This is a genomic window from Deltaproteobacteria bacterium (genome assembly GCA_016874755.1).
Taxonomy (GTDB): Bacteria; Desulfobacterota; Binatia; order UBA9968; family UBA9968; genus DP-20.
Window position 1 is genome coordinate 201,163 of the sequence record VGTH01000003.1, and the last position, 26,345, is coordinate 227,507.

A 26,345-nucleotide genomic window follows, 5' to 3' on the forward strand; every position below is an offset into this window, starting at 1 on the left:
CTACCAGGCCGCTTCGAGCACTTCCAACACCTGCTCGGCACTGCGCACCGGCTTCGGGTTGGTGTGGATACTGTAATCGCCCAGTGCATCTTCCGCCAACTGCTTCAAGCCATCGCGCGGCACGCCGAGTTCGCGCAGCTTGAGCGGCAAGCCCATTTTTTGATTCATGCCATAGACGTACTCAGGCACCGCCGCGGCCAGCTCTTTCTCGCTCTTCCCATCGATGCCGATCTCGCGCGCCATGCGCAGATAATCTTTTTCGACGACGTCCAGATTCCAGCGCATGCCGTAGGGCAGCATCAGCGCGTGAATTTCCGCGTGTGGCGCCCTATAGCGGCCACCGATCACGTGGACGACCGCGTGATGGATGCCTGTCCAGGCGCTGTAAACACCCATGCCGGAAAGACAAGCAGCCACTTGCACGTGGCTCAATGCTTCGAGGTCCGACGAATTGGCCACCGCGCGCGGCAAATAGCGCGCCAAGAGTCCGACTCCGGTCAAGCAATAGGCCGCGGTCAGCGGCTGGGTTTCCGTGGAATAAACCGCTTCGACGCAGTGGGCCAGCGAGTTCATCCCCGACGCCGCAAGCAAGCGTGCGGGTGCGGTCGCGGCGGCTTCGGGATCGAGCAGCACCGTCTTCGGCGCGAGCTTGGGATCGGCGACGATGAACTTCTTGCCGCCTTCCGTGATCCCCGCCGAATAGCTGTACTCGCCGCCCGACAACGTCGTCGGAATCGCGATATGGGGAATTTTCGGCGCCGGCATCGGCGGCACTTCTTTTTTGTTCGGTGGCGTAAAACGCACGCCAAACCGAGGCAACGAACCACCCTCGGCCAGCAGCGCGGCAACGCCCTTCCCGGTGTCGATGGCGCTGCCGCCACCGACGCTGACGAGCACGTCGACTTTAGCATCGCGCGCCATCGCCACAGCTTGTTCGATCGAATCGGTCGGCGAATGCGGCTTCACCTGATCGAACACGACACATTTTTCGCCCAACGCAGTTTTGACCTTGCCAAGCAAAAACGTCTTCGCCACCGACGGCGATATCAACACCATCGCCCGGTTACCGCCGAGCCGTTCCAATTCTTCGGATAATTTTCCGAGCGAGCCTTGGCCCGAGATAACACGCTCGACTCTGGGATTGTTAAATATAAATGAAGTTCCTGCCATGTGATCTCACCAATGATGATATACTTCGCGCAGAGACGTGGAGGTCGCAGAGGAAAAATTTGTCTTTTCTTTGCGTTCTCTGCGTTCTTTGCGGTTAAATCATCCGATTCCGCATCCCGGCGTGCAGCGCCCTTTGTGAACCCTTGTGCTCTTTTTGTTCAAGTCTCTTCACTCTTCATAAATCTCAACCCGGATCGCCTGCCCGCGCCCCGACTCCGGACACGCGCTCGCCGCGACGAGCAAATCCATCTCGGCGCGAAAGTCCACATGCGCCTCGTTCTGCGGCCGTACCATGGTGTCGTACATCACGCCGGTGTCGGGGTCGATGCGCATGCACTGAAAAATATTGAACGGGCTTGGCACATCGTCCGGCGCGATGTTCCAAGGCTTCACCGCAGCGCTCAAATTCTCCCAGCAGCCGTGGGTCGGAATCTCTTCAGCTTTCTTCGGATTGATATCAACTCCCTCGGCGAACACCCTCTTCGACTGCCCCTGCGCTACCATCTCGAAGCGCCTGCGGCTGCACATCCCCTTCTGCAAATCGTGCCGCCCCTCTGTGAACGTGTCTTCGACAATCGTCATCAACGGACTGTTGCGCTTGGAATAAAGCACGTCGCCGGTGCTGATAAAAATTTTCACTTGATTGGTCTTGGTGCGCGCCTGATCGAAACGCTCGGTCAAATCGTGCAGATTGAACGCCACGAAGTCGACAATGCTTTTCCCCGCAATGCGAATGCGCTGCCCTTTCTTAAGTTCAAACGCCGCGCCGGAATTTTTCGGCACGACCTGACTATTCAAAATAGCCATCATTTGCTCTCGGTACTGGGAATCCTAGTATAGAATTTTGTCATAGTCTCGTCCCGAAAACCCACGGGTTCTTATCTTGCGTGCCCATTTCTTGATTGAGGCTGCTTGGGCAGCCGCGGTGGCTTTTGCGCCGATATTCTTATGCAGCACAACCTTTCGGCCATTTGTAACCGAGGGGTTGCTGTGTTGAACAATGGTTTTCATGTGAGAGCCCGCTATGACAATATATCATTCTAGTCAAACAAAAAACCCGCTGCGCTCCATGAGAGCGACAGCGGGTTTTTCAGCCACGGAGCTAATGGTCAGCGCACTTTCACCCGCCCCTTCTTCAACTTCTCGCCCGTTTCAAAATAGCGGCCTTGGACCGCGAGCTTGGCTTCTTCGTCGAGCTCGTCGCTCCATTGGCCGAGCGAGTAACCGAACCATGGCGACTGCGGCCGCAGTTTCGGCAGCTCCAGCTCTTCCCAAATCTTGCGCGCGTTTTCCATGTACTCGCGCTTGGGCAGCGACACCGGCGGGAACGGTTCTTTGAGAATCGCGTTGCAGAGCATCGCCGATTCGTCGGCCGGCAAATGATAAGACACCACGTCGGTGCCTTTGACTTCGTGCTCGTAGAGAAACGGTGGAGCATGGCCCTTTTCCATGCCCGGGACGATGTGAACATCCTTGTGCGGCTTCATGCGGTAGCACATGGCCCAAAAGACTGCTGCTTCGTTGGAGGGGTCGATGTCTTCATCGACCGCGACCACGATCTTGCCGACACCGGGATGAAACGAGCAGGCGGCGTGCAGCGCGCGCCATACTTCGGCTTCGTTGGGCTTGCGCATTTGAATGATCACGAGCTTGTAGGTGTTGGTCAGCGGCTCGTGCATCTCGACGCGCAGCACGGAAGTGATGCGGCACTCGTCGCGCAGGTGCACCAGCATCAAACGATCGTAGCCGATCTTGCGAATGACCGACGATTCGCTGGGCGTCAGTTGGCTCAACCAAGACGTGTAGATTGCGTCTTTACGATAGGTAATCGCGGTGACGTCCATGAACGGATTCAACTGGCGTGGATGCATGTAGCCGTGCGATTCGCCGAAGGGCCCCTCGGGCTCGATGTATTCGGTATTCAAGAAACCTTCGATGACGATCTCCGCGTCCGCCGGCACCATGATGTTGTTGGTTTTGCATTTGACCATCGGGATGGCTTCGCCAGCGAGGCCGCCGGCAACGCCCATCTCGTCGACGCCGTAGGGAATCTTCTGCACCGAGACGTAAGAAACGATCGGCGGCGCGCCGATGACCAGTGCCGCGGGAAGATGGACTTTCTTCTCAACCGCCTTCTGCCAATGCAAATAAACATCCTGACCCAAGCCCGACGGAAACACACCAACGCGGCGTCCGGCTTTGATCTCGCCGCGGTAATTGCCGATGTTCTGAATCCCGGTGTCCAAGTCCGCCGTGATCCAGTGTGAACAAGTGGTGTACGGCCCGTTGTCAAAACCGGGAGTTGAGATCGGCACTGGAAAGCGATCTAGGCCGCCCCCTTCCTTGTCCAGCTCGTCGCCTTGAATAACGATGTCCTGGCACTTCGCTTGGGTAATAACTCTCGGCGCAATCGGTTCCGCCAAAGCTTTCTTCCAGCGCTCGTCCATTTCCTCGGCGCTGTTGCAGCCCATGCCGAGATAATAAATTTCCGGTTTGCCCGCCAGCGCGCCCACGACCACGGGCATGGTGTAGCGCTGGCCCTTGGCATCGGTGACATTTTCGAACAGCCAAGCCCGGCGGTCTTCTTCGGGCAAGCCGCGGTACTGCCAACGAACCAATGGATGCAGTTCGGTGTCCTTGTTGATGAGCCGCGTGATGCGTCTCAGTAAACCATGCTCCTCAAGGTTCTTGAGGTGCTGGTGTAAATCGAAGTACGCCATACCGTTACTGATTCCTCCTATGCGCAAACAATCTGTTTCAAATATCCGATGAATCCGGCGCCGTCAACGGGGGACCGGGAAAGGATGAAACGCGGAAAACGGAAAGCGGAAAATCCGCCTTTTGGTATCACTGGGCTTTGCCGTACTTGCTGGCGAGCTGCGTGAAAAACCCTTCGCGGTCGAGATCGGTGAGAATCGATTTATCGTTGCTCCGCTTCGTAAAGATTGTCCGGGCTGACTAGCGTTGCGTCGATCTTACCCTGGTGCATGATCAAGCCACGAACAAAAAACGTATTGAGTCGATCCCCGGTAACGTGCCAGCACTATTGGTAAAAAGCCTTGAAGAAACCGGTTTCATCCATTTTTTTGCAAAAACTCACGTCGGCCAAGTCCTCCGCTTTAGTCTGCGCCGCTTTGGGATTGAGCCCATGCTGCGCCATGAGCCTGAGCATCGAATTCATCCCCTCCATCGACACGCAGGGCCGGCGCGGCAGTGCGGCGATCAATCCTTGATAAGCATTCTCAGCACGATCCTGCGCCAGGCGCAAATTACGCGCTAAGCTTTTGACCACAACTTCCTTGTTCGCCGGCTTGTGCACGAAAGCCACGCCTTCGACGGTCGCCCTGGCGATGTTCTCGACAAGCTGCGGATTAGTCTTGATCAAGCTGCGCGGCACTACGATGCCAGAAGACTGAAACGGCACGTTCTCTTTGCCGAGGGCCACCAACACTCGAAATCCCTCGCTCACCACTACCTGACCGAACTCCGGCGACAGCACCGTGGCTTCTACGCTACCGGCGCGCAACGAGCCCATGCGCTCGGGCACGCCGCCGACGCCCAACAGAACGATATTGTCGCGCCGCGGCACCAAACCGAGATGATCGAGTGCAACATAGGCCGCCATCGACGCCGAACCCGCCGGCGTGCCGATGGCGACCTTGCGGCCCTTGAGATCTTCACCGCTTTTGATGGTCGGCTTTGAAACGAATAAATAGTCGAGCCGATTCTCCACGCTGAGAATCATCGCAAATTCGCCGCCGCCGCTGTTGGCGTTCAGCACATGCGTGCCGCCGACCATCCCGACCAGCACCTGCCCCGCCAACATGGACTGCATCGCCCGCCCGGCGATGATAAAAACCAAATCCGCATCGATCCCGTACTTGCGAAAAATCCCTTGCTCCTTGGCCAGCCACCAGGGCGCGACGTTGTTGCTGATAGCGCCATGCGCCATCAGCAACTTGGCCGGCTCGGCGGCGCGCACCCTTGCCGCTGTCGTACTGAGCGCGAACCAACAAATCGCCAAAGCGAAAATCGTTCTCCGCATTAAGAACTCCGCGTTTACTTGCAGAACTGTTGCCTGTTGCCTCGTGCCTATTGCCTACTTACGCTTTCCACCCATGCACCGACACATCCACCAACTGCCCCACCGGGTCGTGCACGCCCATTTCGGCAAAGCGGCCATCGCGCGGTTTTTTATCAGCCTCGCTCTTGGCGCCGGTGGTCATGGCGGTTTTTAGCGTGCCGTCCATGTCTTCGACCTGAAAGCCAAAGTGGTCGATGCCCTCGCGGCCGCCGTGGGCCGGCAGCACCGCCATGTTGATGTAGCCGTCGGTCAGATAGATCGCGCGCTTGCCGTCGGCGCGTACCGGGCCGCGCCAGGCTTCGGTCATGCCAAAGGTTTCTTTGTAGAACGTCGCGACTTTTTCCTGGTCTTCGACTTTGATCGCTATGTGTTTGATCTTTGCCATGACGGGCCTCCCCTTTTCTTTTTTACTGTCTGTAGAGCTTTTCGACAAAGCCGCTTTTCTTGATCTCGTCGAGAATCGAAGTATTGACGAAGTAGCTATCCGGCTGCGTCCGCGTCGTGCTGATCAGGTCCAGCTCGGCGCGCAAACCGTTTTCGTCAGGATACGGCAGTGGCTTGATATTTCCGCGCAGCTCGTCAGCCCATAAACCGAGATGCTCTTCGCTCAAGCCGCGCATGTATTTTTGCAAGATGCGCACGGCGCCCGCCCGATTGGTTTTAACGTAGTGTATCGCCTCGACATAGGCTTGCATGAACCGAATCACGGCGCCACGGTCGGTTTTGATCTTTCGTTCCGTCGTGCCGAGCGGCGCATCCAAGCCCATGAAACCCAAGTCGCGCGCGCTGCCGCCTTTGAGCGGCTTGGCCTTGCCGCGATAGAAAAGCAGCGAGCTCGAGTCGCCGAGCACGCCGACCTCCATTTTGCCGGCCTCCAGCGCTTGGGCGACGTTGGTGGTGCCGCCCATCTGCAGGATCACGACTTCGGATTCTTTGACGCCCGCCGTGCGCAGCGCCGCACGCAGAAAAGAATCGCCGGCGGAGCCGTATTGAGTCACGCCGATGGTCTTGCCGCGCAGCTCTTTTATGCTGGTCATGGGCGAGTCGAGCCGCAGGACCAGTCGCTGCGATACGAAGCCCGACACTGAGGTGAGAATCACTGCATCCGCGCCTTGCATGCGCGCGCGCAGAAAGGCCGGCGCGCCGGCCACGGCATAGTCAATATCGCCGGCGAGCATTGACTGGACCGTGCGCGGACTGCCGGGAATGTAGACGACGTCGCCGGTGAAACCATGCTTGGCGAGGAAACCGCCGTCTTTTACGACCCAGAGTAGCCCCTGGCCGGGATTGATGGCGACGTGGGATAAAAGTAACTTTTGTGCGGCGGCGGATTGAGCAACGAGGACGAATAGAAGCGCGGCAAGAACGCTAGGCGTCTTCATAACTGTGTGGACTCTGGATTACCGCCTGGAAAAAAGCAAGTCAAACGCCGGGCGAGCTTGACGCGTTGGCGTAGCTAGCGTACGTAAGAGTGCGTCAGCAATCGCCAGCAGGAGGACCCCAGCCGTGCCCCTTCACGTCAAAGCAGAAGCTATCAAGGGCTATCAGCGCGACCAGTCCGGCGAGGCCGGCACCGGCCGCATGATCGTCAAAAAAGGCTACGGCAACGAGTGCAGCCTGATGATCGCCACGCGCAAGCCCGGCTATCACACCAAGCCCCATGAACATGAATCCGAGCAGATCAACTACGTGCTCGATGGCGAGATCTGGTTCTTCGTCAAAGACCGCGGCTTTCTCTGCAAAAAGGGCGACTTTCATCGCATCCCCGCCAACACCGTGCACTGGGCCTACAACAGATCGGACCAGGACTGCACAGTGGCCGAAGCCCACGCGCCGGCGCTCTTGGGTGTACAGGCTGGCTCCGCCGCCGAGGCGCTGTTCGACGACGGCGAGACGCCCAATTTGCGCGGCCCCGGCGTGAACAAGTTTGTGCCGTTCGACCAAGACGGCGCCGAAGCGAAGTACTTCAAGAATTAGTCATCAGATGAGAGCGAGTTTCTCGCGCGTCGTGCGCGCGCTATTGGTCGGATCAGTCTTATCCGTCGGAGCCGTCCAATCCCCCGAGCCAGTCCGCGCCCAGGAGCTCCGCCGCATCCTTTACGGCACCACGGCGTCGCCCTCGCACCTGCCAGTCTGGGTCGCGAAAGATGCCGGTCTATTTGAAAAAGCCGGCATGAACGTCGAGCCTGTGCAGATCCGCGGCGGGTCGCTGATCACGCTGGCGATTATCACCGGCGATCTGCCTTTTTCCGGCGCCGGCGCCGAGTCCGTGGTCGCGGCGCGTGCCGCCGGCGGCGACGTGGTCTTGCTCGCATGCCCTGTCGACGCTGACCCGGTCTATTTGATCACCCGTCCGGAGATCAAATCGGTGGCTGAACTCAAGGGCCAGGGAACGGCGGTAACGCGCTACGGCTCCACGACCCATTTTTATCTGCGCGCCGCGCTGCGCCACGTCGGCCTTAACCCGGATAAAGATATGATCATTTTGCAGCTTGGCGCGGGCCCGGAAATGGTTGCCGCTTTGGACGCCGGTCGCATCGCCGCCGCGGCCCTAACCACCCGCTATGCCCTGCCGTTCCTGCAGCGCGGCTGGCCGGTGTTGGTCGACCTGAGCAGCACCGATCTCGTCTACCCTTCCTCGTGCGTCACCAGCAGCCGCGCGTTCATCAGAGCCGAGCCGAAACTCGCCGAAGATTTTCTCCGCGCCTATGTGGGGGGCATACAACTCATCAAAAAGAACCCGCACTTCGCCGAGGCATCCTTTGCCAAGTGGATGCGCGAGAAGGATCGAGAGATCACCAAAAGCACGGTGCGCGCCTACAGTAAGCTATTTAAAAACAACCCACGAGTCCCCGACAAAGGCATTCAGAACGTCGTCCTCGACCTGATCAAGGCTCGCCCCGATTTCAAAGAATACATCAATTGGCCCGAACCGTTCCGCGAGAACGGTCCGCTGGAACGCGCGCTGCGCGAGAAAAACTGAAAGCGGCAATCGCGAGCCCGTTCGTTACCTTTGAAATTTTCGCTTTCCGTTTTCCGCGTTTCCGTTGTCCACTATTTCCACTCCAAAAACTCCAAGCGCACCCCTTGCGGACCTTCGAAGAAGCAAACCCGTCGTCCGTCGGGCAGCGTGCGCTCTTCGAGAATCTTCACACCGGCGGATTTGATCTTGGCGACTTCGCCGTCGAAGTTGTTGGTGTCGATGGCAACATGCTCTAAACCCATGAACTGATCGAGTTCTTGCTCTTCGAGAAATTGCGTGACATTGAGCTCGACGCCGTGAAGATCCAGCCGATACGCCGCGCTGCCATCGGGCCGCTTGGTTTCTTTGGCGACCCTGGCGCCAGTGTATTGCACGTAGAAGTCCGCGGTTTTCTTTGGGTCGGGAGATTTCAGATGGAGATGATTGATTCGAAAGCCCATGACGTCCTCCTCTTCGAATGGCTGACTTCTACTCTCTCAAGCCGCCGTGTTGCAAGTAACTTCAATTACCCTTTCACGCAGCTCCCATCTCATGTAAGTTAACGGGAATATATGGTACGGGAGTTCTTACTTTCCGTTTTCCGCGTTTCCGCTTTCATAATTTGTTTGCCATGACTGCCGAACTCTTCGCCTTGCTCACCGCCCTGTCGTTTGCCTGCTCGAACGTTTCCGTAAAACCTGGCTTCCGCTACTCTACGCCGATGACGGCGACCTTTGTATCATTACTGATTCACAGCATCGTCCTCTGGGCGGCGGTATTTCTCAGAGGTGGAATACCGCCGGTGGCCACCGCGGCGGTTGTTGCCATCGTCGTCGCCAGCATCATGCAGCCGGGCATTCGCCATTTTCACTATACCGGCATTCATAAGATCGGCACCTCGCGCGCCGTGACGCTGCGCAACTCTTACCCTTTTCTCACCGTCATCGCCGGGATTATTTTTCTCGGTGAGCCCCTGACCTTGCTGGGCATGCTCGGAACTATTCTGGTCGTTATCGGCATCGCGCTGATCTCATGGCGCATCGACAAAAACGTGCCGCAGTTTCGCTGGAGCTATTTGTTCTACCCGATCGCCACGGTCCTACTGACCACGCTGGTGCACCCGCTGCGGCGCTACGCAATGCTGCAATCCAACGAGCCGTTGTTTTTCGCCGCCCTGGTTGGACCGGTGTCGTTGATCGCCTTCGCGCTGTTCTACGTTTCGCCGGCTTGCAAAGAAAAGCTAGTCTGGGACCGGCGCGCCGCCTGGTCGCTCATCGGCTCGGGATTTTTTGAAACCATGGCCGTGCTGTTCATGCTGATCGCGTTTTCCGCCGGGCCGGTCTACATCGTCTCGCCCATCGCTGCGACCGTGCCGATCTGGACGCTGATCTTGGGCGCGATCTTCCTGCGCGAGTTAGAAACTTTCAACACCGCCAGCGTCATCGGCACGATCTGCGTCGTCGCCGGGATCGTCGCCATCTCCCAGGTACGGTCGTGATTCGTGTTCGTGGCTCGTGCTCATCTTTTCGCCCGCCGAACCAACAAAGAGTCACGAACACGAGCACCGGGCACGATCACGGTCGTCCCCACGCTTTCAAGATCACCTCGGCGATGTTCTTGCCCCGCACCGACACCAACTTCTCACCCGTTGCGGCGGTCGCCGCCTGCGGCCAGCCGAAGTACCCACGGCCACCGCTCAGGCTGCCGTAGTCTTTGGTTTCGTTGCGAAACGCGTTCATGTCGTAGTCGAAGTTAGGGTCCAGCGAGCCGATGATTTCTTTCCTGACGAACTGCGGAAAGCTGTGCAGCGCGACCGAAGTTTCCGATTCGCCGCCATGGCCTTCGACATCGGGGCGCGGGCTTTTGTAGTGCTGTTTGGCGTCCTTGCGGTAACTGGCCTCGGTGATCGCCGGATCGCTGGCAAACCCCACGCAGAGCACTTTAGCCGCATTTTCATTGACCAGAGTCTTCATCGCGTCATCCAAGGCTTTCATGTGATGGAGATCGCGATGGCCGTTTAGAATAACTTGTCGCTCAAATCCGTGGCGCACCAATGACCGGCCGATGTCGACAACTAGAGACCGCAACGTGTCCGGCTCCAGCGACAATGTCCCAGGGAAATCGATCGCAGCGCGTGCTACACCGTAGTTGATCGTCGGTGCGACCACCACTTCGTAGCCGGCTGCTTCCAAATGTCGCGCCGCGGCCGCGGTATACACTTCCGCTGCAAAGGAATCCAAACCCAACGGCAGATGGGCGCCATGTTCTTCGACGACCCCGACCGGCAGAATCACAAGAGCCTTGCCCGTTTTCGCTAGGGCGTCAGCCTCGGTAAATGGTATTTCCGCTAGGCGCTTCATGGTTTTCTCCCCTTGCATCTTCCTAACACGACAACAACGCAATCGGCCACAACCCTATTGGTCCATCAGTGTTTTCTCGTAGGGGCGGGCCGCAGACCCGCCCGTTCGGATCGCCCGCCGGCCACCGCCAGGGCAGGTTTCAACCTGCCCCTACAACAAACGTCGCACAGTCTCTGAGATTTTCTGTTGACGAAACCTTCGCACCGAAGTTAGTATACGCCAATCACAAACCTTGGAGGACCTGCCGTGAACCTTGAAAATCTGCGTCCGCCCGTGGGGTTGATGATCGTGATGTTAGCGCTGTCGGCGCACGCACCCTATCACGCGCGAGCCCAATCACCGCGCTTCCATCTCGAGGAAGCGACCATCGCCGATGTGCACCGAGCGATTCGAGCCAATCAACTTACCGCAACACAGCTCGTCCAGCTCTATTTCAAACGGATCGAGGCTTACAACGGCACCTGCGTCAAAGGCGATCTCGATCCGGCCACCGGTTTGATGCTCGGCGATCTGACGCCGATCGAAAACGCTGGCCAGTTGAACGCCTACACCACGCTTAACATTCGTGGCAAACGCTCGAAGACCGACGCGTCGGACAACGATCCGAAGATGCCCGACGCCTTGGAAGTCGCGCGTGCGCAGGATGCTCACTTCGCCCGCACCGGCCGCTTCGTCGGGCCGCTGCACGGCATCCCCTTCGCGATCAAAGACAACTACGACACCGTCGACATGCGTACCACCGCCGGCGCCGCGGCAGCGTATGCCAACGACAAGCCGCTGCAGGACGCGACCATGATCGCCAAGCTGCGCGCTGCCGGCGCGATTTTTCTTGGCAAAACCAACTTGGATGAATACGCGCCGGCGAGCATCGCGCGCAGCGCGCTCGGCGGCCAGACCTGCAACCCCTACGACACCAAACGCGTGCCCGGTGGATCGAGCGCCGGAACCGGCGCCGCGGTGGCGGCAAACTTAGCCATCTGCGGCCTTGGCACCGACACATCTGGGTCGGTGCGCTTTCCGTCGACGGCCAACGCGCTGGTCGGCTTGGTGGCGACCCAGGGCCTCGTCAGCCGCGCCGGGATTATCCCGTTGTCTTACTCGCGCGACCGCGGCGGCCCCATGTGCCGTACCGTGCAGGACACCGCGCTGGTGCTCGAAGCAGTTACTGGCACCGACACGCGCGACCACGTCACGGCCGTCGCCCACGGCAAGAAGCCTGTCGCCTACCGGAATTTCGCCAACAAGAAATCGCTCGCCGGCAAACGCATCGGTGTCGTCCGCGAGTTCATGATCGAAGCGACCATCGCCGACCGTGACAGCATTCGCCTCGCCCATCAGGCGATCGCCGATTTGAAACGGCTCGGCGCCACCATCGTCGACCCGGTGAATTTCGACGGCGCCATCGCCGAGATCATGTCGTCCTACGAACCGAGCTTCTTCACGCGAACTTTCAAAGAGGCGATTCCCGCCGGTGCCGATCCGATCGACCGGATGGTGACACTCACCATGGATCCCAAAAGTCTTCCCACCGGCATGCGCGGCGTCAATCTGCGTGTAATCGCCGGGCAGCGCCGCGGCGAGGAAGGCAAATACGGCATGAACGTCTATTTACAGCAGCGCGGCGACGCGAAATTTCGCAGCGTCGACGACATGTTCGCGACCAAAACATTTGCCGGCGATTTGCCGGTTTTGCAGAATGCCTTCGGTGCCAAAGCCAAGACCTTGGATACACCCGACCACGCCAGCCACATGCTGCGCATGCAGAACCTGCAGCGGATTCTCTACAAAGTCATGGCGGATAATAATCTCGACGCGTTGGTCTATCCGTACAGCACGATTCCGCCGCATATGGTGTTGGCCAATCGCACTCCGGAGGTTTACAACCCGCGCACCGAGCCGCGTCTATTGAAAGCCGGCACGCCGATGTCCGATGCCAACTTGGTGCCCGGCGAGCCGGTGTTGAAAACCGATCTCGATCTCTGGCGCGGCGCGGGCAGCAGTTGGAGCGTCAATTTGAGTCCGGTGAGCGGCTTCCCGGCGATCGTCGTGCCGGCGGGATTTACCCGCGAAGTCTACGACCGCGTGCCAGATCCGAAAGACCCCAACGGCAGCCGCCTCGAAGGACCGAAACCGGATCAGATTCCGGTGAGCATGGAATTTCTCGCGCGCCCATTTGACGAAGCGACTTTGTTCGAAATCGCGTCAGCTTACGAAGCGGGAACCAAACATCGCCGTGCCCCGAAAGGATTTGGGCCGCTACGGGGCGAACCGTAGGATGGGTTGAGCACAGCGATACCTATCGATCCGAGACACGGCGGGTTACGCCGCAGACGGCTAACCCACCCGACACGATGTAAGATTGATTTTGTCCATGGAGGCACCGTTCATGCGCCGTAATTATCTTGTGATTTTTTGCTCTGCCTTTCTCGCCGTTGTACTGAGCGTCGACCAGCTCCGCGCTGCCGCGCAGGCGTGGCGTTTTCATCTCGAAGAGGCGACCATCGCCGACGTCCACCGCGCGATCCGCGCGCGCCAGCTCACCGCAACGCAGCTCGTGCAGCTCTACTTCAAGCGCATCGAAGCTTATAACGGCACTTGCGTCAAAGGCGACGTCGATCCGGCAACCGGATCGATGCTCGGCGCCATCACGCCGATTGAAAACGCCGGGCAGTTGAACGCCTTCATCACGCTCAACATCCGCGGCAGGCGCTCCCAGACCGACACCACAGACAACGATCCAAGATTCCCCGACGCCTTGGAAGTCGCCAAAGCGCAGGACGAACATTTCGCCCGCACCGGTAGATTCATCGGGCCGCTGCACGGCATTCCACTGGCGATCAAAGATGTGTTCGACACCGTCGATCTGCGCACCACGGGCGGCGCCGCAGCGCCCTACGCCAACGACAAGGCGCCCGCCGACGCAACCATTGTTGCCAAGCTACGCGCCGCCGGCGCGATCATTCTTGGCAAGGCCAACACCGACGAATACGCCGCCGCGAGCATCGGTCGCAGCGGCTTTGGCGGCCAAACCTGCAACCCCTACGACACCACGCGTGCGCCAGGGGGATCGAGCGGCGGTTCCGGCGCTGCCGTGGCGGCAAACCTCGCCATGTGCGCCATGGGCACCGACACGTCCGGCTCGGTGCGCAGCCCCGCGTCGGCCAACAACGTCGTCGGCATGCTCGGAACCCAGGGCCTTATCAGCCGCGCCGGCATCATGCCGCTTTCGTTTTCGCGCGACCGCGGCGGTCCATTGTGCCGCACCGTCGAGGATACGGCGCGCATCATCGAAGTCATCACCGGCTATGACCCGCGCGACCAAATCACCACGCCGGCGTACAATCGCGAGCAGGTCGCTTATAGCCGTCACGCCAACAAAAAATCCCTCGCCGGTAAACGCTTGGGCGTCGTGCGCGAGCTCATGGCCGAAGCGACACTGGCCGATCGCGACAGTATCCGCGTCGCCAACGAAGCGATTGCCGATCTTAAGAAACTCGGCGCGACCATCGTCGATCCGGTCAATTTTCACGACGCCATCGCCGAGCTAGTCCCTTACATCGAGCCCAGTTTGTTGACTCAGAACTTTAAATCCTTGGTGCCTGAAGGCGTAAACCCGATCGATCATGCCGTTGCCATTGCCGCCAACCCGAAGCTCATGCCCGGCGGCCCGCGCGGCGTCAACTTGCGCGTAGTCGCCGGCCCGCGCCGCGGCGACGAAGGCAAGTACGGCATCAACCGCTACCTGCGTGAGCGCGGCGATGCGAAATTCAAAAACGCCGTCGACATGTTTGCCGCGCCGACCTTTGCCGGCAACCAGGCCAACTTGCGCAATCAGTTTAGCCCCGACGCCAAGACCCTCGACACAGCGGCGCACACCAACCACACGCTGCGCCGCTACACGCTGCAGCAGATTCTTCTCAAAGTCATGGCCGACAACAAACTCGACGCGCTGATTTTTCCCTACAGCACGATTCCGGCGCATCCGGTGTTGGTCAGCCGCGAACCGGCCAACTACAACACCCGCACCGAGCCGCGCAACCTAAAAGCCGGGACGACACTATCGAATGCTGATTTTCTTCCAGGTGAGCAAACGTTAAAAACCGACATCGATCTCAATCGCGGCGCCGGCGGCAGCTGGGGTGTCAATATTAGCCCGCTGAGCGGCTTCCCGACCATCGTGGTGCCCGCCGGATTCACCCGCGAGATTTACGACCGCGTCGCCGACACGAAAGATCCCAACGGCAGTATTTTGGTCGGTCCGATCGCGAAACAATTGCCGGTGAACATGGAATTCCTCGGCCGCCCGTTCGATGAAGCGAACCTCTTCGAAATCGCGTCGGCCTACGAAGCGGGAACCAAACATCGCCGGCCGCCGAAAGCGTTTGGGCGGTTGCGGGGCGAGCCGTAGCTGGCGGTTCAAGGTTCAACGTTCAACGTTTGGGCTCGGCGGGAAACACTTGTGCCTTGATACGAGGATAATCGACTTGCAATACTCAAAACGTTGCCCTCACCCCTGCCCTCTCCCACAGGCATGGGCGAGGGAGTCGGAAGGAAAGGGATCCGGTCCCCTCGCCCGCTTTGCGGGAGAGCGTTAGAGGTGAGGGCTCTTTTTCACCTATGCTCATCAAAGCCCTGATCTTCGACTTCGACGGACTGATCATCGACAGCGAAAGCCCCGAGTACCAAGTTTGGCGCGAAGTGTTTGCCGAGCATGGGCGTGAGCTGCACATGGACTTTTGGGCTGACATCGTTGGCCGGCCCCATACGCATGTCGATCTCTACGCGTACTACCAAGAACACGTGAATCCATCCGTCGATCTAGAACAGTTTCGCTTGCAAAGGCGTGCACGCGTCGTAGCGTTGACGCAGCAACAGCCGGTGTTGCCCGGCGTGCATGATTATTTGCGCGGGGCATCCGAGCTCGGCATGAAGATCGGCTTGGCGTCAAGCTCATCGCGCCACCATGTTCACGGCCATCTCGCGCGGCTCGAATTACTTGACTATTTCCATACGACTAAATGTTTCGAGGACACGGCCGCGCACAAGCCTGATCCAACACCTTACCTGGCGGTACTTGAAGAATTCTGTGTCGCGCCGCCTGAAGCCGTGGCGTTCGAAGACTCTCCGAACGGCGTCACTTCCGCTAAAGCGGCGGGGATATTCACCGTAGCGGTACCAAATCCCATCACAGAACGTTTACGCCTCGATCACGCCGACTATCGGATGGAATCACTTGCCGCAGAGCGGCTCGATCGCCTGCTGCAACGGGTCGAGACAGCTCGTACGCAATCTCGGTAGCTTTTCCGGATCATATGTGGCGGCAATGGAAAACCCGCGTCGTCCAACTCAAGCACGACACCTTTGCGCTCTATTTAGCCTCGCGCGACCCGCGCGTGCCCCGGGCGGCAAAGATCATGGCCGCTATCGTCCTGGCCTACGCGTTCAGCCCAATCGATTTGATTCCCGATTCCATTCCAGTGTTAGGCTACTTGGATGACCTGCTTCTAATTCCGTTGGGAATTGCCTTGGCGATCAAGCTGATCCCAGACGACATTTGGTGCGAATGCAAAACACGAGCAGCCGCGACGCTTTCAACCAAGCTGCCACGTAGCCGGACAGCTGCGATCGCAATCATTGCAATTTGGCTAGGAGCCGCCGCATGGTTGACGTGGATCGCGTGGAAGATTCTCTCAGCACAACCGTAGGGGCTGGTCGCGATCTGTTCCTACAAGCGCCGGGTTGGTGCGCACGGCGCACCCTACAAGTTCCGAACTCTGCGTGCTCAGCGTCCCTGCGCGAGAACTATTGCACGAAAAGCTTCTTGATCTGCTCAGTCACTTCCGGCGGTTGGCTCAACACTTCTTTAGCCAACTTCTGCAGTTGTTCACCGCGCACTGGCGTGACTTCAACGCGCAGCCGCTTCGCTTCGGCAAGCAGATCTGGATCTTTGGTCGCTTTTTCAAACGCGCTACGCAAAGTGGCAACCCGATCCGTTGGCACGGCTGGTGCCACCAAGAACGGCCGCGCCCATTCCGCGCCCTGGTTCATCGCTTCGGCGACGCGCCGCTTGGTCGGCGGCGTTTTAAATTCATCCATCAACTCATAGATAGTCGGCGCATCAGGAATACGCGGGTCGCGCTTGTGTCCGCCCTGCGCCAGCATGCGCACGAACTTATTCTTGTGCCAGCCGACGTAGCGGTCACTGGCAAAATAGTTGGCGATGGTAAGCCCCATGCAATTGATCTCGCCGCGCTCCAGCGCCAGGCCAATCTCATTGCTGCCTGGATAACCCAGCACATGCTCGACCTTGACGCCGATGGTTTCGGCCAGAATTTTCGACATCACATAATCGGCGCTGCCTGCCCCCGTGGAGCCGCACTTCGGCAGCTCGCTGGCGCGCACGACGTCGCCCATGGACTTGAACGGCGAGTCGCCGCGCACGAAGATCATCATGTCGTCGTTTTCCAGCGAACCGATCCAATTGAATCTGGTCAAATCTAACTTCACTTCTTTGTAACCCGCAATCTGACTGAGATAGAGATTGTTGTGCGACGCCAAGATCGTCAGACCGTCCGGCTTGGCAACACCCCAGACGTAGTTGGCGGCGATCGCCGAGCTCGCTCCCGGCATGTTCTGCACCAGCACGTCCGGATTGCCGGGAATATGCTTGCCAATGTGCCGGCTAACGATCCGCGCCGCGCGGTCGTAACCGCCCCCAGCACTGAGTCCGACGACGATACGGACTTGTTTGCCCTTGAAGAACGATTCCTGTGCATCACCGGCATCCACGGCCGCGAAAACAAATGCCAAAGCGATCGGCGAGACAAGGCATTTCATGACCAAAGTTTTCAACCTTCCATTCTCCATTTTTGATGATCCGCTATTATCTAAACATTTCGCGAAATTTTCGGCTCCACTGATTCAACTCTTCATTGCTCGGCAGCTTTATGACCGCGATCTGGTCGATCGAGAAACTGCTTCGGCTAGGCTTTGGCAGCCGGCGGCTCGAACACCGTGAGCAAGCCCTTCTCATCGAGCGCTGTCATCACCACTTCGTTGCCAAGGGTCATGTCGAAGGCCGGTTTGCCGGCGCGCGCCTCGGCCAAGCTACGATTGATCAGTTCGGTGGCATCGCCGCTGTGATTTGCGCCAGCGCCAATTGCGGTAACAATGCCGCTAAGAAAGCCAATCGGCAGACCCGTCTTCGCCAAGCCATCGTAGCCCCCCTCCTCAAAGTACATACTCTTTAGCTGCCGCAAGGCGGAGGGTCAATAACGGTGCCCAAGCTTGACTCTGTTAGCGATCTGGGCGACTCAAGAAGGATGCCTTTAGACACGCGCTGCTCTTCATGAATATTTCTTCCGATCGTTCTACCGACACATCGAAACGCACCCTTGCCGCCGTCGGCGTCATGCTGGTGATCTTTCTTTTCGCCATTGACGCGACGATTGTTGCGACGTCCATGCCGACCATCGTCGCTCAGCTCGGCGGTTTGGAGCTCTACAGCTGGGTGTTTTCGATTTATATGTTGGCCTCGGCGCTAACCACGCCGGTGTTCGGCAAACTCGCCGACCTGTTCAGCAAGCGGCGCCTGATGCTAATCGGCATCGGCGTGTTCTTGCTCGGCTCGATCCTGTGCGGCATTGCCCAAAGCATGGAAGCGATGGTGCTTTACCGCGCCATCCAAGGCCTCGGCGGCGGCGCTATATATGCGCTGTCGTTCATCGTCGTCGGCGTGCTCTATCCGGCGGAGATGCGCGCCAAAGTCCAGGGGTTTATCAGCGGCATTTGGGGGTTGGCGTCGATCCTCGGCCCCGTAGCTGGCGGCATCATCGTCGAGAACTGGAGCTGGCGCTGGATTTTTTTCGTCAACCTGCCGCTGATCGCCATCGCAACCGCGCTCATCGTCATCGGCTTAAAAGAGCAACCGAGCGAGAGGCGCAAACCCCAACTCGACCTTGCCGGCGGCGCGGCGCTGCTGATCGGCCTTTTGTTGATTTTCTACGCCCTGTCGCGCAGCGCCCATGCGCACCATCCGCTCAACGCCGAATCGCTGGTCTACGTCGGCGCCGGCGTCGCGGTCATGATCCTGTTTTTTTTCATCGAGAAGCGCGCCGCCGAACCGATCATTCCGCTCGATCTTTTCCACGTGCCGCTCTATCGATCGGCCGCCGCTGTGGCGACACTCAGCGCCATGGGCGTCTTCGGCGCCATCAGCTACATGCCGCTATATTTGCAGGGTGTCAGCGGCATCGCCGCCTCGCGCGCGGGACTCACGCTGCTCGTCTTGAGCGTCGCCTGGACCGGCGGCAGCTTGCTGGCCGGCAAAGGCATCAACCGCATCGGCTACCGCTGGGTCGCATGCGCCGGCATGACGCTGTTGGCGCTCGGCTATGCGATCTTCGTGCTGCCGCACGTAAACCTGGGCATCGCCGCCATCGTCGTCAGCGCGCTGGTGATCGGCGTCGGCATGGGCCTGGCCAACCTGACGACGCTGGTCGCCGCCCAATCCACCGTGGCGCAACAGCGCATCGGCGTGGCGACTTCAACAATCATGTTATTTCGCACGTTCGGCGCGGCGTTCGTCGTCAGCCTGATGGGAACGGTCATGTTGAGCCACATGCAACGCGCGGTGAACACAATCAAAGCGAGCAACACATCGATCAGCAACGAGCTCTGGAACAAACTCGCCAATCCGCAAAATCTTTTGGAGCCGACGACGCGAGCACAGATTCCCAGCGACCTATTGCCCAAATTGATTGCCAGCCTGGCTGACTCCTTATGGTTCGCCTTTCTCACCGGATTTCTATTGATGCTCGTCGGCGTGATCGCGAGTCTAAAGATGGGCAACTACGCCCCGGCGGATACGGCGAGACCCGGCAAAACGTCTAGCGTTTAGGGCCTAGCGTTGGGCGTCGGGCCCAAGTCTGGCGCTCAACGCTAGACTCGAAACACGAGTTGCTATACACAAAACAGATGATCCTAATACACCATTACTCCAACACTCCCTGACTCCAAGGACTTGTTTCATGAGCGATCAGGCGACGACCCTCAATTCAAATACTCCGTCATCGGAGACACCCACCCTCGAAGCGTCGATCCAGCAGAAGCGTATGGCGCTTGGGCTAATCAGCGGCTGCCATGTCTTGAATCATCTGCAATACAGCATCACCTCGGTCATGTTTCCGGTGATGATGACCGAGCTGGGCTTCGGTCTGGTGGGCCTGGGATTCATCTCGGCGCTGTCGAGCTTCGTCGGCCAGGGGCTGCAGGTGATCTACGGGTTCTTGTCGAATTTTTTTCGCCGCACCACCATGCTCGCGGTCGGCAACGTGGTCGTGGGGCTAACAGCGATGTCGCAATACTTCGTCAGCAGCTATCCGCAGCTTGTCGCCGCGCGCGTCGCCATCGACGCGGGCTCGAGCCCGCAGCATCCCTTGGGATCGAGTATTCTTTCGCGCTACTATCCGCAGTCGCGCGGCTGGGCGCTGACGTTTCACCATTCGGCGGGCAATTTGGGATCGTTCATCGGCCCGGCGGCGGCATCGCTGGCGCTACTTTATTTTAGCTGGCAGACCGCCTTTGTGATCTTCGGCGCGTTCAGCTTGGTCATGGGACTCACTCTATTTTGGGTGCAGGACCATTCGCGCGGCGCCGAGGCTGCGGCGAGCGGCCGAAAGAAAGCCAAAGTCGGCTTGGATGCCTACGTGCAGTGTTTGAAAAATCGCAACATCCTGTTTACGTCGCTCGTCTTGATGGTCGGCGCCGCCGGCCGCGGCACCGGCGTCAACATGACGTATCTCGTGCCGTTTTTCATGGACAAGTTCGGCGTCACCGCTTCCACCGGCGGATTTATTTTAACCTTGATGCAGGCCGCTGGTTTGGTCGGGCCCTTGGCGATCGCCTGGTATTCGGATCGCACCGGGAAGCGCAAAGGCATCACTCAGCTGACGCTTTTGCTCTCGGCGATCATGACGTTTTTTCTGGTGCAGCATTCGTCGCTGACGATATGGTTCTACGCCAATCTTCTGCTCTACGGCGCGGTCGTCCAGGCGCGCGGCTCGCTGACCCAAACCATGATCGGCGACTTCGCCACGCCGGAGTTGACCGACGCGGCGTTTTCGATCTATTACTTCGTCGGCTTCATCTCGGGACCCATCTGGACGCTGATCATCGGCTACGTCATGCAGCACCATGGTTTCACGCCGGCTTTCTACATCGCCGGCGGCACCTACATCGCCGGCATGCTGTTGCTGCTGTTTGTGAAGGAAGATCGCAAACCCGTAGGTCGAGTTAGCGCAGCGTAACCCGACGGAATTCACAACGCGGCCAGAGAATCGCTCGGTTACGCCTCACTGAACCAACCTACACCGAAAATCCACCTAAGGCGCGAAGAACACAGAGCTCCGAGGAGAGATGTTCAGAATGAGTATACGAATCAGCCCGAACACTGCGTGCTCCGCGTCTGTGCGGTGAGTCTTTTCCTACATGCCCCAGATCATCGCCCTTAGCGCGGCCGTCGCCTACGCCCTGAGTTTCATTCTGTCCAAGCGCGGTTTCAAATATTCTTCGCCGATCACGATCACCTTCATCTCCTTGCTGATCCAAACGGTGACGCTGTTTTCCATCGCGCTGACGATCACCGGCATTCCCTCGGTGACGCCTTTCGTGTTCATGCTGTTCGCCATTGCCGGGGTGTTGCAGGCCGTGGTGCGCCAGTTGACTTACATCGGCATCGAAAAGATCGGCGCCGCGCGCAGCGGGCCGATCCGCGCTTCGGTGCCTTTCTGGAGCGCGGCGATTGCGATCTTTTTTCTTGGCGAAGAGATGACAACGGCCATCGCCCTGGGGACCGTTCTCGTCGTTGTAGGGATTTTGCTGATCTCGTGGCGCGCCGACGAGCATGTCAAAGACTTTCGCCGTTGGTACATCATCGCGCCGTTGCTCGCGTCGATTCTGGGCGGCGTGGTGTATCCGATTCGCCGCTATGCGCTGCGCTTTTCCGACGAGCCGATTTTCTTCGGCGCCGTGGTCGGCATTGTCGGATGGGCTTGCACCGCTGCCTATTTGGCGCTGCCCACCACCAAAGAAAAGCTCATCTGGAATCGCGAATCTTTGCGGTATTTCATCGCCGGCGGCGCTTTCGAATCGCTCGGTCTCCTGCTGGTGCTCTACGCGCTCACCTATGGACCGGTGGTAATGATCACGCCCCTGACAGCGACGCTGCCTCTCTGGGTGGTGATCGGCAGCAAGCTTTTTCTCAACGACGTGGAGAAGATCACCACTCGCATCGTCATCGGCGCGGTTCTGGTTGTGCTCGGCACCGTCGCTATTTCATTTGCAAAGGCTTAGCTTGGCCGATGTCCGTGAGTCTTTGTTTCTTCACCACGCCAGCGATCACGCTTGGCCAACCTCCCGGTTGCGCGAGAAGCCCATGGGAAATCGCGATCGTTCAGATCGACGCCGTTGCAAATACGTGCCCGTCGGCCAATGCCATTTATGAACTGGCATTTGATTTTCGTCGTAGGGAGCACCGTTGACTTTGCTTTGGCTAAAGATCAGCTGCCAGGTGCTCAAAGTCCGATGACGATTCCGTTCTGCGCTCATGAAGAACCTCCATTTCCAGTTGCCTGCGAAGAAACGCTACGTTGAGTTCTCTAAAACGCAAAACACGGACCATGAACGCTAGCGCACCGCTGGCGCAATCTCATGACGCCAGCCCCCCAAGTCAGTGACCCCAGCCACCGAATTTCGCCGAAAGTGAGCTGCTACCAGAGCTTTAACAGCGCTTTTCGCTTGGGTGGACGAATCGATTTGGCAACGCAGGCTCGCTAGCTTGCCAACTAGGTTGACACCTGGGCGGGGGGATAAACTTGAGAATACACCGCAAGAAGGAGGACTGATTCAAAAAAGATTTGGCGGAGAGGGAGGGATTTGAACCCCCGTCACGGTTCCCCGTGAACTTGATTTCGAGTCAAGCGCCTTCAGCCGGGCTCGGCCACCTCTCCGTGAGGAATATCAATGACTTACATTGATTACGGAGTCAACAGAAGGGGTCGAAAAAGTGTCTTGGGAACACCTCGGGAACAATTTGAAGGCCTCTTTGAGGTGATTTTCGTTCAAATTGACGTAGCGATTGTGCATCTCGATTGAGTGGTGACCAGCGGCGGCCATGATCTCCCCGACCGGTACGCCCGCCATGGCCCACCGAGTAATCGCGGTGTGGCGCAGGTCGTGTAAGTGCAGGTCCTTAACACCCACTTTCTCGCGCGCGAGCTCGAACGCTCGCCGAATGGTCTTGATCGCCACCAACTTTTTCTCTTAAAAATCCGAGACTTTCGAGGACTTTCGCAGCTTCTCGGATTTTTTCCAAGTTGGCCAGATCGAGCATCTCCTGGCCTTTGACCGCCTTTGATTGGCCTCCAGATTGGCCTCCAAGGTTTTAACGGCGGGCGTGACGCATACGTTCTTCCACCGCCCGCATGTACTTTGTCGTGGTTGTTTGGTGTGTCGCATCAGTTGCGGGTTTCGAGTTCCAGGTTAAAGATTCAGCTCCGTTAACAGCAGCGCATCCAGCCGCTGACTCGGGCGCGGATAGCTCGCGCGGAGCTGCTGCCGGAAAGTGGCATAGTCCGCGTCTTGGGCTTAGAGATACGCATCAATGGCCGCTCGATGGACCAGGTAATACGTAATGGCGCCATAAACCTGCTCTAATGTGAGCACGGGAAAACTCTCCGCCATGCTCTCGGGGGAGAGACCTTCCAGAAAGCGATAGACGACGGCATCGAGGGCGATGCGGCTCTCCCCAATCCAGTACCCGCCGTCCCGCATGGTAATATAGTCATCGCGCATAGCCTAATTGGGCCGAAGGCGAGTTAGTCAAGCTAGGAAAACACCGTGCCCAAAATAGGGCCTAATTCCCAAATGGGCTCGTCAACCAGGTCAAGGATGTCCCACTGAGTCCAAAGAGATCCATGCTCGTTATCTTTACTGACTTTCCCTGCGCGAGGTAAGGAAAGTAGTCCTTGCGACTGACCGCCGTGAAAGGATTTCAGTGGCAACGCCAAGCAAGTTACTTCTCGTCTCACTCGGCTGATACCAGCCAACCGTAATACGGTATCCGCGACGCCAAAAATCTTGACAGAGGAACGGAAGGCAACCTCGAACATCGGCTCATACCATCGCGACCACATCGAGTTGAATCACGGTCTTGCCACGCAGCGGCATGTCGACGACATGGCGCGAGGGGCGATCGTTTTCATTGGGGAACATTTTCACCCATTCTTTATTAACCAAGCTGCGGTATTTGATATCGCTCAAATACACGGTGATCTTACCGATGTTCTCCGTTTTGCCGCCGGCGGCTTCGATGATGTTTTTCATGTTGATGAAAGCCTGGGCGATCTGCTTCTCCGGATCAGCGGACTGCTCGGTTTGATCGGGCGCTCGACCCGAGATCACCGAGGGTAATATCAGATTGCCGAGCTTCGTGCAGATGGGGATCGGGTTGTCTCCATGCTTCGGCGCGTTGGTAACTTTAACGACTTCGCGGCGTGCCATACTGAGTTCCTCCTTAGTCTCATTGAATTTTTCTATGCAGGCCTAGCCCTGTCTTTGGCGTCTCAAATCGCAAGTCGCAGATGCCCTAGTCTTTGAAATCTGAAATTTGCACTCCGAGATTCCGAGCGTAAGCGAGGTCACCCCCGCCCTTGGTCCAGCGGCGCGAGGCGCAGCGATATGCCGTTTTTCTCCAGCTCTTTGTAATACTCTTCGCGTATCAATGAATCCTCTTGCTCGTAGGGAATCTTGTACCATTGCGCGAACGGATCTTTGCTCTGCGCCGTTCGCGCCGGGTCGTGCTTGAGGCCGCTGCCGTAGCGGATGCCGCCGCCGCGAAAGGCGAGCATGCGATAGCCGCCCTTGCCAGTGTTGAAATGCTGATGAAACTCGTTGAGACAGGGCGACACGACTGCGTAGGGCTTGGCCGGCACCTTGCGCCGGTTTTTCTCGTCGCCAGGCCAGAACAACAGCTCATAGCCATCGCCGTCGATGACGATGACATGAGCGCCGGGGCCATGGCGGTGCGCCGTCACATAAGTGCCCTCCGATGCTTCCATGACATGCATGCCCACCGAGCAGCTCGCCATGGACAAACGCATGATCGCGGTGCGGTTGCCCCGCTCCGGGTAAGGATCGAGCTTGAGAGTCTTGATGTTGGGAATGAAGTTTGTCTCATAAACGCGCAGGCTCCAAGCCTTGCCTTCGCTGGCGAAGAAATCATCCATATAATACGAGTAGCGGTCTTTGAACTGAAACTTACTATCAAAAACGAATTCCAGATTGTGATACTGGTTGATCGCCTGGGGCATGTTGGTGCCGAAAAGGATCTTGCAAGGCTCGTCGCTCGGGCGCCGCTGACCCGCGTAGCCAAGCGCTCGACGTTTTCGAGAAGGAGTTCAATGCCGAGACCTACAACAACATCGAAGATCTCTGTAAGAGCAAGAACATCGACGCGGTCTATATCGCTACGCCGCCGGAGATGCACGCCGAGCATACGCTGATCGCCGCCAAGCACGGCAAACATGTCATCGTTGAAAAACCAATGGCGCTCACCATCGACGATGCTGAGCGCATGAACGAGACCGCGGACAGATACAAGATCAAGCTTCTCTGCGGCCACACCCATAGCTTCGATGCGCCGGTGCGTAAGATGCGCGAGATCGTCAAGAGCGGCGAGCTAGGCCCGCTGCGCATGATCAACACCTGGAACTACAATGAGTTCATGTACCGCCCCTGGCCGACGCCAGAGCTGGTAACCAGCAATGGCTTGATCTTCAACCAAACGCCGCACCAGGTCGACGTCGTACGCTTGATCGGCGGAGGCAAAGTGAAGTCGGTCAGAGCCTGGACCGGAGCCTGGGACAAGATCCGACCCGGCGTTGGCGCCTATTCCTGCTTCATGGAATTTGACGGCGGCGTACCGGCGACGTTGGTCTACAACGGCTACGGCTTCTTCGACACCGCGGAGTTGATGTGGTGGACTGGCGAAGGCGGACAACCGCGCAACCCGGACACGAACGTTAAGATGCGCGCTAACCTGACCAAGATTGGCGGACCTAATGTCGACAAGGTGCTCGAAGAACAAAAAGAACAGATGCGTTATGGCCAACGCTCTGACAAATGGCCGTCGATCTGGCAAATCTGGGGCGCCGGACATGACGCCCCGGTGCATCACCAATCGTTTTTCGGCTTAACCGTGGTTTCCTGCGAAAAGGGCGACATGCGGCAATCCCAAGACGGCATTTACGTCTACGGCGAGGACACGAAATGGGAAGTGTCGCTGGAAAAAGTCATGCGCGGGCGGCAAGCGGAAGTGACTGAGCTCTATGAAGCTGTAAAAAACAATCGCCCGGTGTCACACGACGGCCGCTGGGGCCAAGCGACCTTAGAGGTCTGCCTGGCCATCGTCGAGTCGGGCAAGACCGGCAAAGAAATCATGATGAAGCACCAAACGGCGTCTTGGGAATAGCGCCGCTGCGCGGCTCTAAAGTTCCGAAATCGGCTCAAAGCTAAACAAATTTCGATTCTATGAACCATTGATTCATCGTCTTACGCTCGCGGAGGCGCGATGGCTAACTCCGGTCGTCTTAGGTTGCTAATCGGCTCTTTCCTGTTTGCGTCATGGCTCGGTGATGCGACGGCGGCGGTTCCCGCGGCCAATTGGCAGAGCGAGTGGGAAGCCACCGTTGAGGCGGCGAAGAAGGAAGGC

Annotated in this window: 25 protein-coding genes and 1 tRNA gene; 11 read left to right on the forward strand and 15 right to left on the reverse strand. The window is 58.2% G+C overall.

The genetic code is table 11. The features are described 5' to 3' along the window. From FJ145_03275 to FJ145_03300, 6 genes are all read right to left on the reverse strand, one after another. Positions 1–1,170 carry an iron-containing alcohol dehydrogenase gene (locus FJ145_03275; GenBank protein MBM4260444.1) on the reverse strand — a complete coding sequence of 390 codons (1,170 nt, stop codon included), beginning with the start codon at positions 1,168–1,170 and terminating at the stop codon, positions 1–3. A gap of 168 nt (positions 1,171–1,338) precedes the next feature. Next, positions 1,339–1,980 (reverse strand): urea carboxylase-associated family protein, encoded by a 642-nt coding sequence (locus FJ145_03280; protein MBM4260445.1) that lies wholly within the window; start codon positions 1,978–1,980, stop codon positions 1,339–1,341. A 299-nt stretch (positions 1,981–2,279) separates the two neighbouring features. Beyond that, entirely contained in the window at positions 2,280–3,890 is a 1,611-nt protein-coding gene (locus tag FJ145_03285) for a UbiD family decarboxylase (GenBank protein ID MBM4260446.1), read from the reverse strand. A gap of 323 nt (positions 3,891–4,213) precedes the next feature. Then, on the reverse strand, positions 4,214–5,215 hold the full coding sequence (locus FJ145_03290) for an ABC transporter substrate-binding protein (GenBank protein MBM4260447.1): 1,002 nt from the start codon (positions 5,213–5,215) through the stop codon (positions 4,214–4,216). A 58-nt stretch (positions 5,216–5,273) separates the two neighbouring features. After that, a complete protein-coding gene (locus FJ145_03295) occupies positions 5,274–5,639 on the reverse strand; it encodes a hypothetical protein (protein MBM4260448.1) in 366 nt (121 codons plus the stop codon). A gap of 22 nt (positions 5,640–5,661) precedes the next feature. Further along, the gene (locus FJ145_03300; protein MBM4260449.1) at positions 5,662–6,636 is read right to left on the reverse strand and encodes an ABC transporter substrate-binding protein; all 975 of its coding nucleotides are present in this window, start codon (positions 6,634–6,636) and stop codon (positions 5,662–5,664) included. A gap of 124 nt (positions 6,637–6,760) precedes the next feature. On the opposite strand from FJ145_03300, the gene FJ145_03305 reads away from it, so the two are divergent. Together FJ145_03305 and FJ145_03310 are read left to right on the forward strand one after the other, a co-directional pair. Continuing rightward, positions 6,761–7,231, forward strand: coding sequence for a cupin domain-containing protein (locus tag FJ145_03305; protein MBM4260450.1), 471 nt, complete (start codon positions 6,761–6,763; stop codon positions 7,229–7,231). A 7-nt stretch (positions 7,232–7,238) separates the two neighbouring features. Next, positions 7,239–8,237, forward strand: coding sequence for an ABC transporter substrate-binding protein (locus FJ145_03310; GenBank protein ID MBM4260451.1), 999 nt, complete (start codon positions 7,239–7,241; stop codon positions 8,235–8,237). Positions 8,238–8,308: 71 nt separating this feature from the next. Here FJ145_03310 and FJ145_03315 read toward each other — a convergent pair whose 3' ends face one another. Next, positions 8,309–8,677 (reverse strand): VOC family protein, encoded by a 369-nt coding sequence (locus tag FJ145_03315; protein ID MBM4260452.1) that lies wholly within the window; start codon positions 8,675–8,677, stop codon positions 8,309–8,311. A gap of 170 nt (positions 8,678–8,847) precedes the next feature. Between FJ145_03315 and FJ145_03320 the strand changes: the two genes are divergently transcribed. Beyond that, positions 8,848–9,714 (forward strand): DMT family transporter, encoded by an 867-nt coding sequence (locus FJ145_03320; GenBank protein ID MBM4260453.1) that lies wholly within the window; start codon positions 8,848–8,850, stop codon positions 9,712–9,714. A 76-nt stretch (positions 9,715–9,790) separates the two neighbouring features. Here the strand turns inward: FJ145_03320 and FJ145_03325 are convergent, their stop codons facing one another. Beyond that, positions 9,791–10,594, reverse strand: a complete 804-nt coding sequence (locus FJ145_03325; protein MBM4260454.1) for a creatininase family protein — start codon at positions 10,592–10,594, stop codon at positions 9,791–9,793. A 228-nt stretch (positions 10,595–10,822) separates the two neighbouring features. Between FJ145_03325 and FJ145_03330 the strand changes: the two genes are divergently transcribed. The 4 genes from FJ145_03330 (at position 10,823) to FJ145_03345 (ending at position 16,281) form a co-directional block, all read left to right on the forward strand. Continuing rightward, on the forward strand, positions 10,823–12,850 hold the full coding sequence (locus FJ145_03330; protein ID MBM4260455.1) for an amidase: 2,028 nt from the start codon (positions 10,823–10,825) through the stop codon (positions 12,848–12,850). Positions 12,851–12,947: 97 nt separating this feature from the next. Then, positions 12,948–14,984 (forward strand): amidase, encoded by a 2,037-nt coding sequence (locus tag FJ145_03335; GenBank protein ID MBM4260456.1) that lies wholly within the window; start codon positions 12,948–12,950, stop codon positions 14,982–14,984. Positions 14,985–15,193: 209 nt separating this feature from the next. Then, on the forward strand, positions 15,194–15,874 hold the full coding sequence (locus tag FJ145_03340; protein MBM4260457.1) for an HAD family phosphatase: 681 nt from the start codon (positions 15,194–15,196) through the stop codon (positions 15,872–15,874). A 14-nt stretch (positions 15,875–15,888) separates the two neighbouring features. Then, positions 15,889–16,281, forward strand: coding sequence for a DUF1232 domain-containing protein (locus tag FJ145_03345; GenBank protein MBM4260458.1), 393 nt, complete (start codon positions 15,889–15,891; stop codon positions 16,279–16,281). A gap of 97 nt (positions 16,282–16,378) precedes the next feature. On the opposite strand, the gene FJ145_03350 is transcribed toward FJ145_03345, so the two are convergent. Both FJ145_03350 and FJ145_03355 read right to left on the reverse strand, forming a co-directional pair. Next, positions 16,379–17,443, reverse strand: coding sequence for a tripartite tricarboxylate transporter substrate binding protein (locus FJ145_03350; GenBank protein ID MBM4260459.1), 1,065 nt, complete (start codon positions 17,441–17,443; stop codon positions 16,379–16,381). Positions 17,444–17,559: 116 nt separating this feature from the next. After that, positions 17,560–17,787 carry a hypothetical protein gene (locus FJ145_03355; protein MBM4260460.1) on the reverse strand — a complete coding sequence of 76 codons (228 nt, stop codon included), beginning with the start codon at positions 17,785–17,787 and terminating at the stop codon, positions 17,560–17,562. Positions 17,788–17,924: 137 nt separating this feature from the next. On the opposite strand from FJ145_03355, the gene FJ145_03360 reads away from it, so the two are divergent. The 3 genes from FJ145_03360 (at position 17,925) to FJ145_03370 (ending at position 21,928) form a co-directional block, all read left to right on the forward strand. Next, positions 17,925–19,475: an MFS transporter gene (locus FJ145_03360; protein MBM4260461.1), complete on the forward strand. Its 1,551-nt coding sequence runs from the start codon at positions 17,925–17,927 to the stop codon at positions 19,473–19,475. A 130-nt stretch (positions 19,476–19,605) separates the two neighbouring features. Continuing rightward, positions 19,606–20,883 (forward strand): MFS transporter, encoded by a 1,278-nt coding sequence (locus FJ145_03365; GenBank protein MBM4260462.1) that lies wholly within the window; start codon positions 19,606–19,608, stop codon positions 20,881–20,883. A 181-nt stretch (positions 20,884–21,064) separates the two neighbouring features. After that, positions 21,065–21,928, forward strand: coding sequence for a DMT family transporter (locus tag FJ145_03370; GenBank protein ID MBM4260463.1), 864 nt, complete (start codon positions 21,065–21,067; stop codon positions 21,926–21,928). Between the two features lie 564 nt (positions 21,929–22,492). Here FJ145_03370 and FJ145_03375 read toward each other — a convergent pair. From FJ145_03375 to FJ145_03395, 5 genes are all read right to left on the reverse strand, one after another. Continuing rightward, positions 22,493–22,584, reverse strand: a tRNA-Ser gene (locus FJ145_03375). A 10-nt stretch (positions 22,585–22,594) separates the two neighbouring features. Then, the gene (locus FJ145_03380; GenBank protein ID MBM4260464.1) at positions 22,595–22,888 is read right to left on the reverse strand and encodes a hypothetical protein; all 294 of its coding nucleotides are present in this window, start codon (positions 22,886–22,888) and stop codon (positions 22,595–22,597) included. A gap of 333 nt (positions 22,889–23,221) precedes the next feature. After that, on the reverse strand, positions 23,222–23,428 hold the full coding sequence (locus FJ145_03385) for a DUF433 domain-containing protein (GenBank protein ID MBM4260465.1): 207 nt from the start codon (positions 23,426–23,428) through the stop codon (positions 23,222–23,224). A 321-nt stretch (positions 23,429–23,749) separates the two neighbouring features. Beyond that, positions 23,750–24,136 carry a RidA family protein gene (locus tag FJ145_03390; protein MBM4260466.1) on the reverse strand — a complete coding sequence of 129 codons (387 nt, stop codon included), beginning with the start codon at positions 24,134–24,136 and terminating at the stop codon, positions 23,750–23,752. Between the two features lie 137 nt (positions 24,137–24,273). Next, on the reverse strand, positions 24,274–24,945 hold the full coding sequence (locus FJ145_03395) for a hypothetical protein (protein ID MBM4260467.1): 672 nt from the start codon (positions 24,943–24,945) through the stop codon (positions 24,274–24,276). A 170-nt stretch (positions 24,946–25,115) separates the two neighbouring features. Here FJ145_03395 and FJ145_03400 point away from each other — a divergent pair, with 170 nt between their 5' ends. Then, on the forward strand, positions 25,116–26,105 hold the full coding sequence (locus FJ145_03400) for a Gfo/Idh/MocA family oxidoreductase (GenBank protein ID MBM4260468.1): 990 nt from the start codon (positions 25,116–25,118) through the stop codon (positions 26,103–26,105). Positions 26,106–26,345: the final 240 nt, after the last annotated feature.

Coding starts and splice junctions, on each gene's coding strand:
- FJ145_03340 (MBM4260457.1), top strand. CDS start 15,194: ATGCTCATCAAAGCCCTGATCTTCGACTTCGACGGACTGATCATCGAC.
- FJ145_03335 (MBM4260456.1), top strand. CDS start 12,948: ATGGAGGCACCGTTCATGCGCCGTAATTATCTTGTGATTTTTTGCTCT.
- FJ145_03295 (MBM4260448.1), bottom strand. CDS start 5,639: ATGGCAAAGATCAAACACATAGCGATCAAAGTCGAAGACCAGGAAAAA.
- FJ145_03285 (MBM4260446.1), bottom strand. CDS start 3,890: ATGGCGTACTTCGATTTACACCAGCACCTCAAGAACCTTGAGGAGCAT.
- FJ145_03300 (MBM4260449.1), bottom strand. CDS start 6,636: ATGAAGACGCCTAGCGTTCTTGCCGCGCTTCTATTCGTCCTCGTTGCT.
- FJ145_03365 (MBM4260462.1), top strand. CDS start 19,606: ATGAGCGATCAGGCGACGACCCTCAATTCAAATACTCCGTCATCGGAG.
- FJ145_03385 (MBM4260465.1), bottom strand. CDS start 23,428: ATGCGCGATGACTATATTACCATGCGGGACGGCGGGTACTGGATTGGG.
- FJ145_03275 (MBM4260444.1), bottom strand. CDS start 1,170: ATGGCAGGAACTTCATTTATATTTAACAATCCCAGAGTCGAGCGTGTT.
- FJ145_03360 (MBM4260461.1), top strand. CDS start 17,925: ATGAATATTTCTTCCGATCGTTCTACCGACACATCGAAACGCACCCTT.
- FJ145_03325 (MBM4260454.1), bottom strand. CDS start 10,594: ATGCAAGGGGAGAAAACCATGAAGCGCCTAGCGGAAATACCATTTACC.
- FJ145_03310 (MBM4260451.1), top strand. CDS start 7,239: ATGAGAGCGAGTTTCTCGCGCGTCGTGCGCGCGCTATTGGTCGGATCA.
- FJ145_03395 (MBM4260467.1), bottom strand. CDS start 24,945: ATGCCCCAGGCGATCAACCAGTATCACAATCTGGAATTCGTTTTTGAT.
- FJ145_03350 (MBM4260459.1), bottom strand. CDS start 17,443: ATGGAGAATGGAAGGTTGAAAACTTTGGTCATGAAATGCCTTGTCTCG.
- FJ145_03370 (MBM4260463.1), top strand. CDS start 21,065: ATGCCCCAGATCATCGCCCTTAGCGCGGCCGTCGCCTACGCCCTGAGT.
- FJ145_03280 (MBM4260445.1), bottom strand. CDS start 1,980: ATGATGGCTATTTTGAATAGTCAGGTCGTGCCGAAAAATTCCGGCGCG.
- FJ145_03345 (MBM4260458.1), top strand. CDS start 15,889: ATGTGGCGGCAATGGAAAACCCGCGTCGTCCAACTCAAGCACGACACC.
- FJ145_03400 (MBM4260468.1), top strand. CDS start 25,116: ATGCACGCCGAGCATACGCTGATCGCCGCCAAGCACGGCAAACATGTC.
- FJ145_03290 (MBM4260447.1), bottom strand. CDS start 5,215: ATGCGGAGAACGATTTTCGCTTTGGCGATTTGTTGGTTCGCGCTCAGT.
- FJ145_03390 (MBM4260466.1), bottom strand. CDS start 24,136: ATGGCACGCCGCGAAGTCGTTAAAGTTACCAACGCGCCGAAGCATGGA.
- FJ145_03315 (MBM4260452.1), bottom strand. CDS start 8,677: ATGGGCTTTCGAATCAATCATCTCCATCTGAAATCTCCCGACCCAAAG.
- FJ145_03320 (MBM4260453.1), top strand. CDS start 8,848: ATGACTGCCGAACTCTTCGCCTTGCTCACCGCCCTGTCGTTTGCCTGC.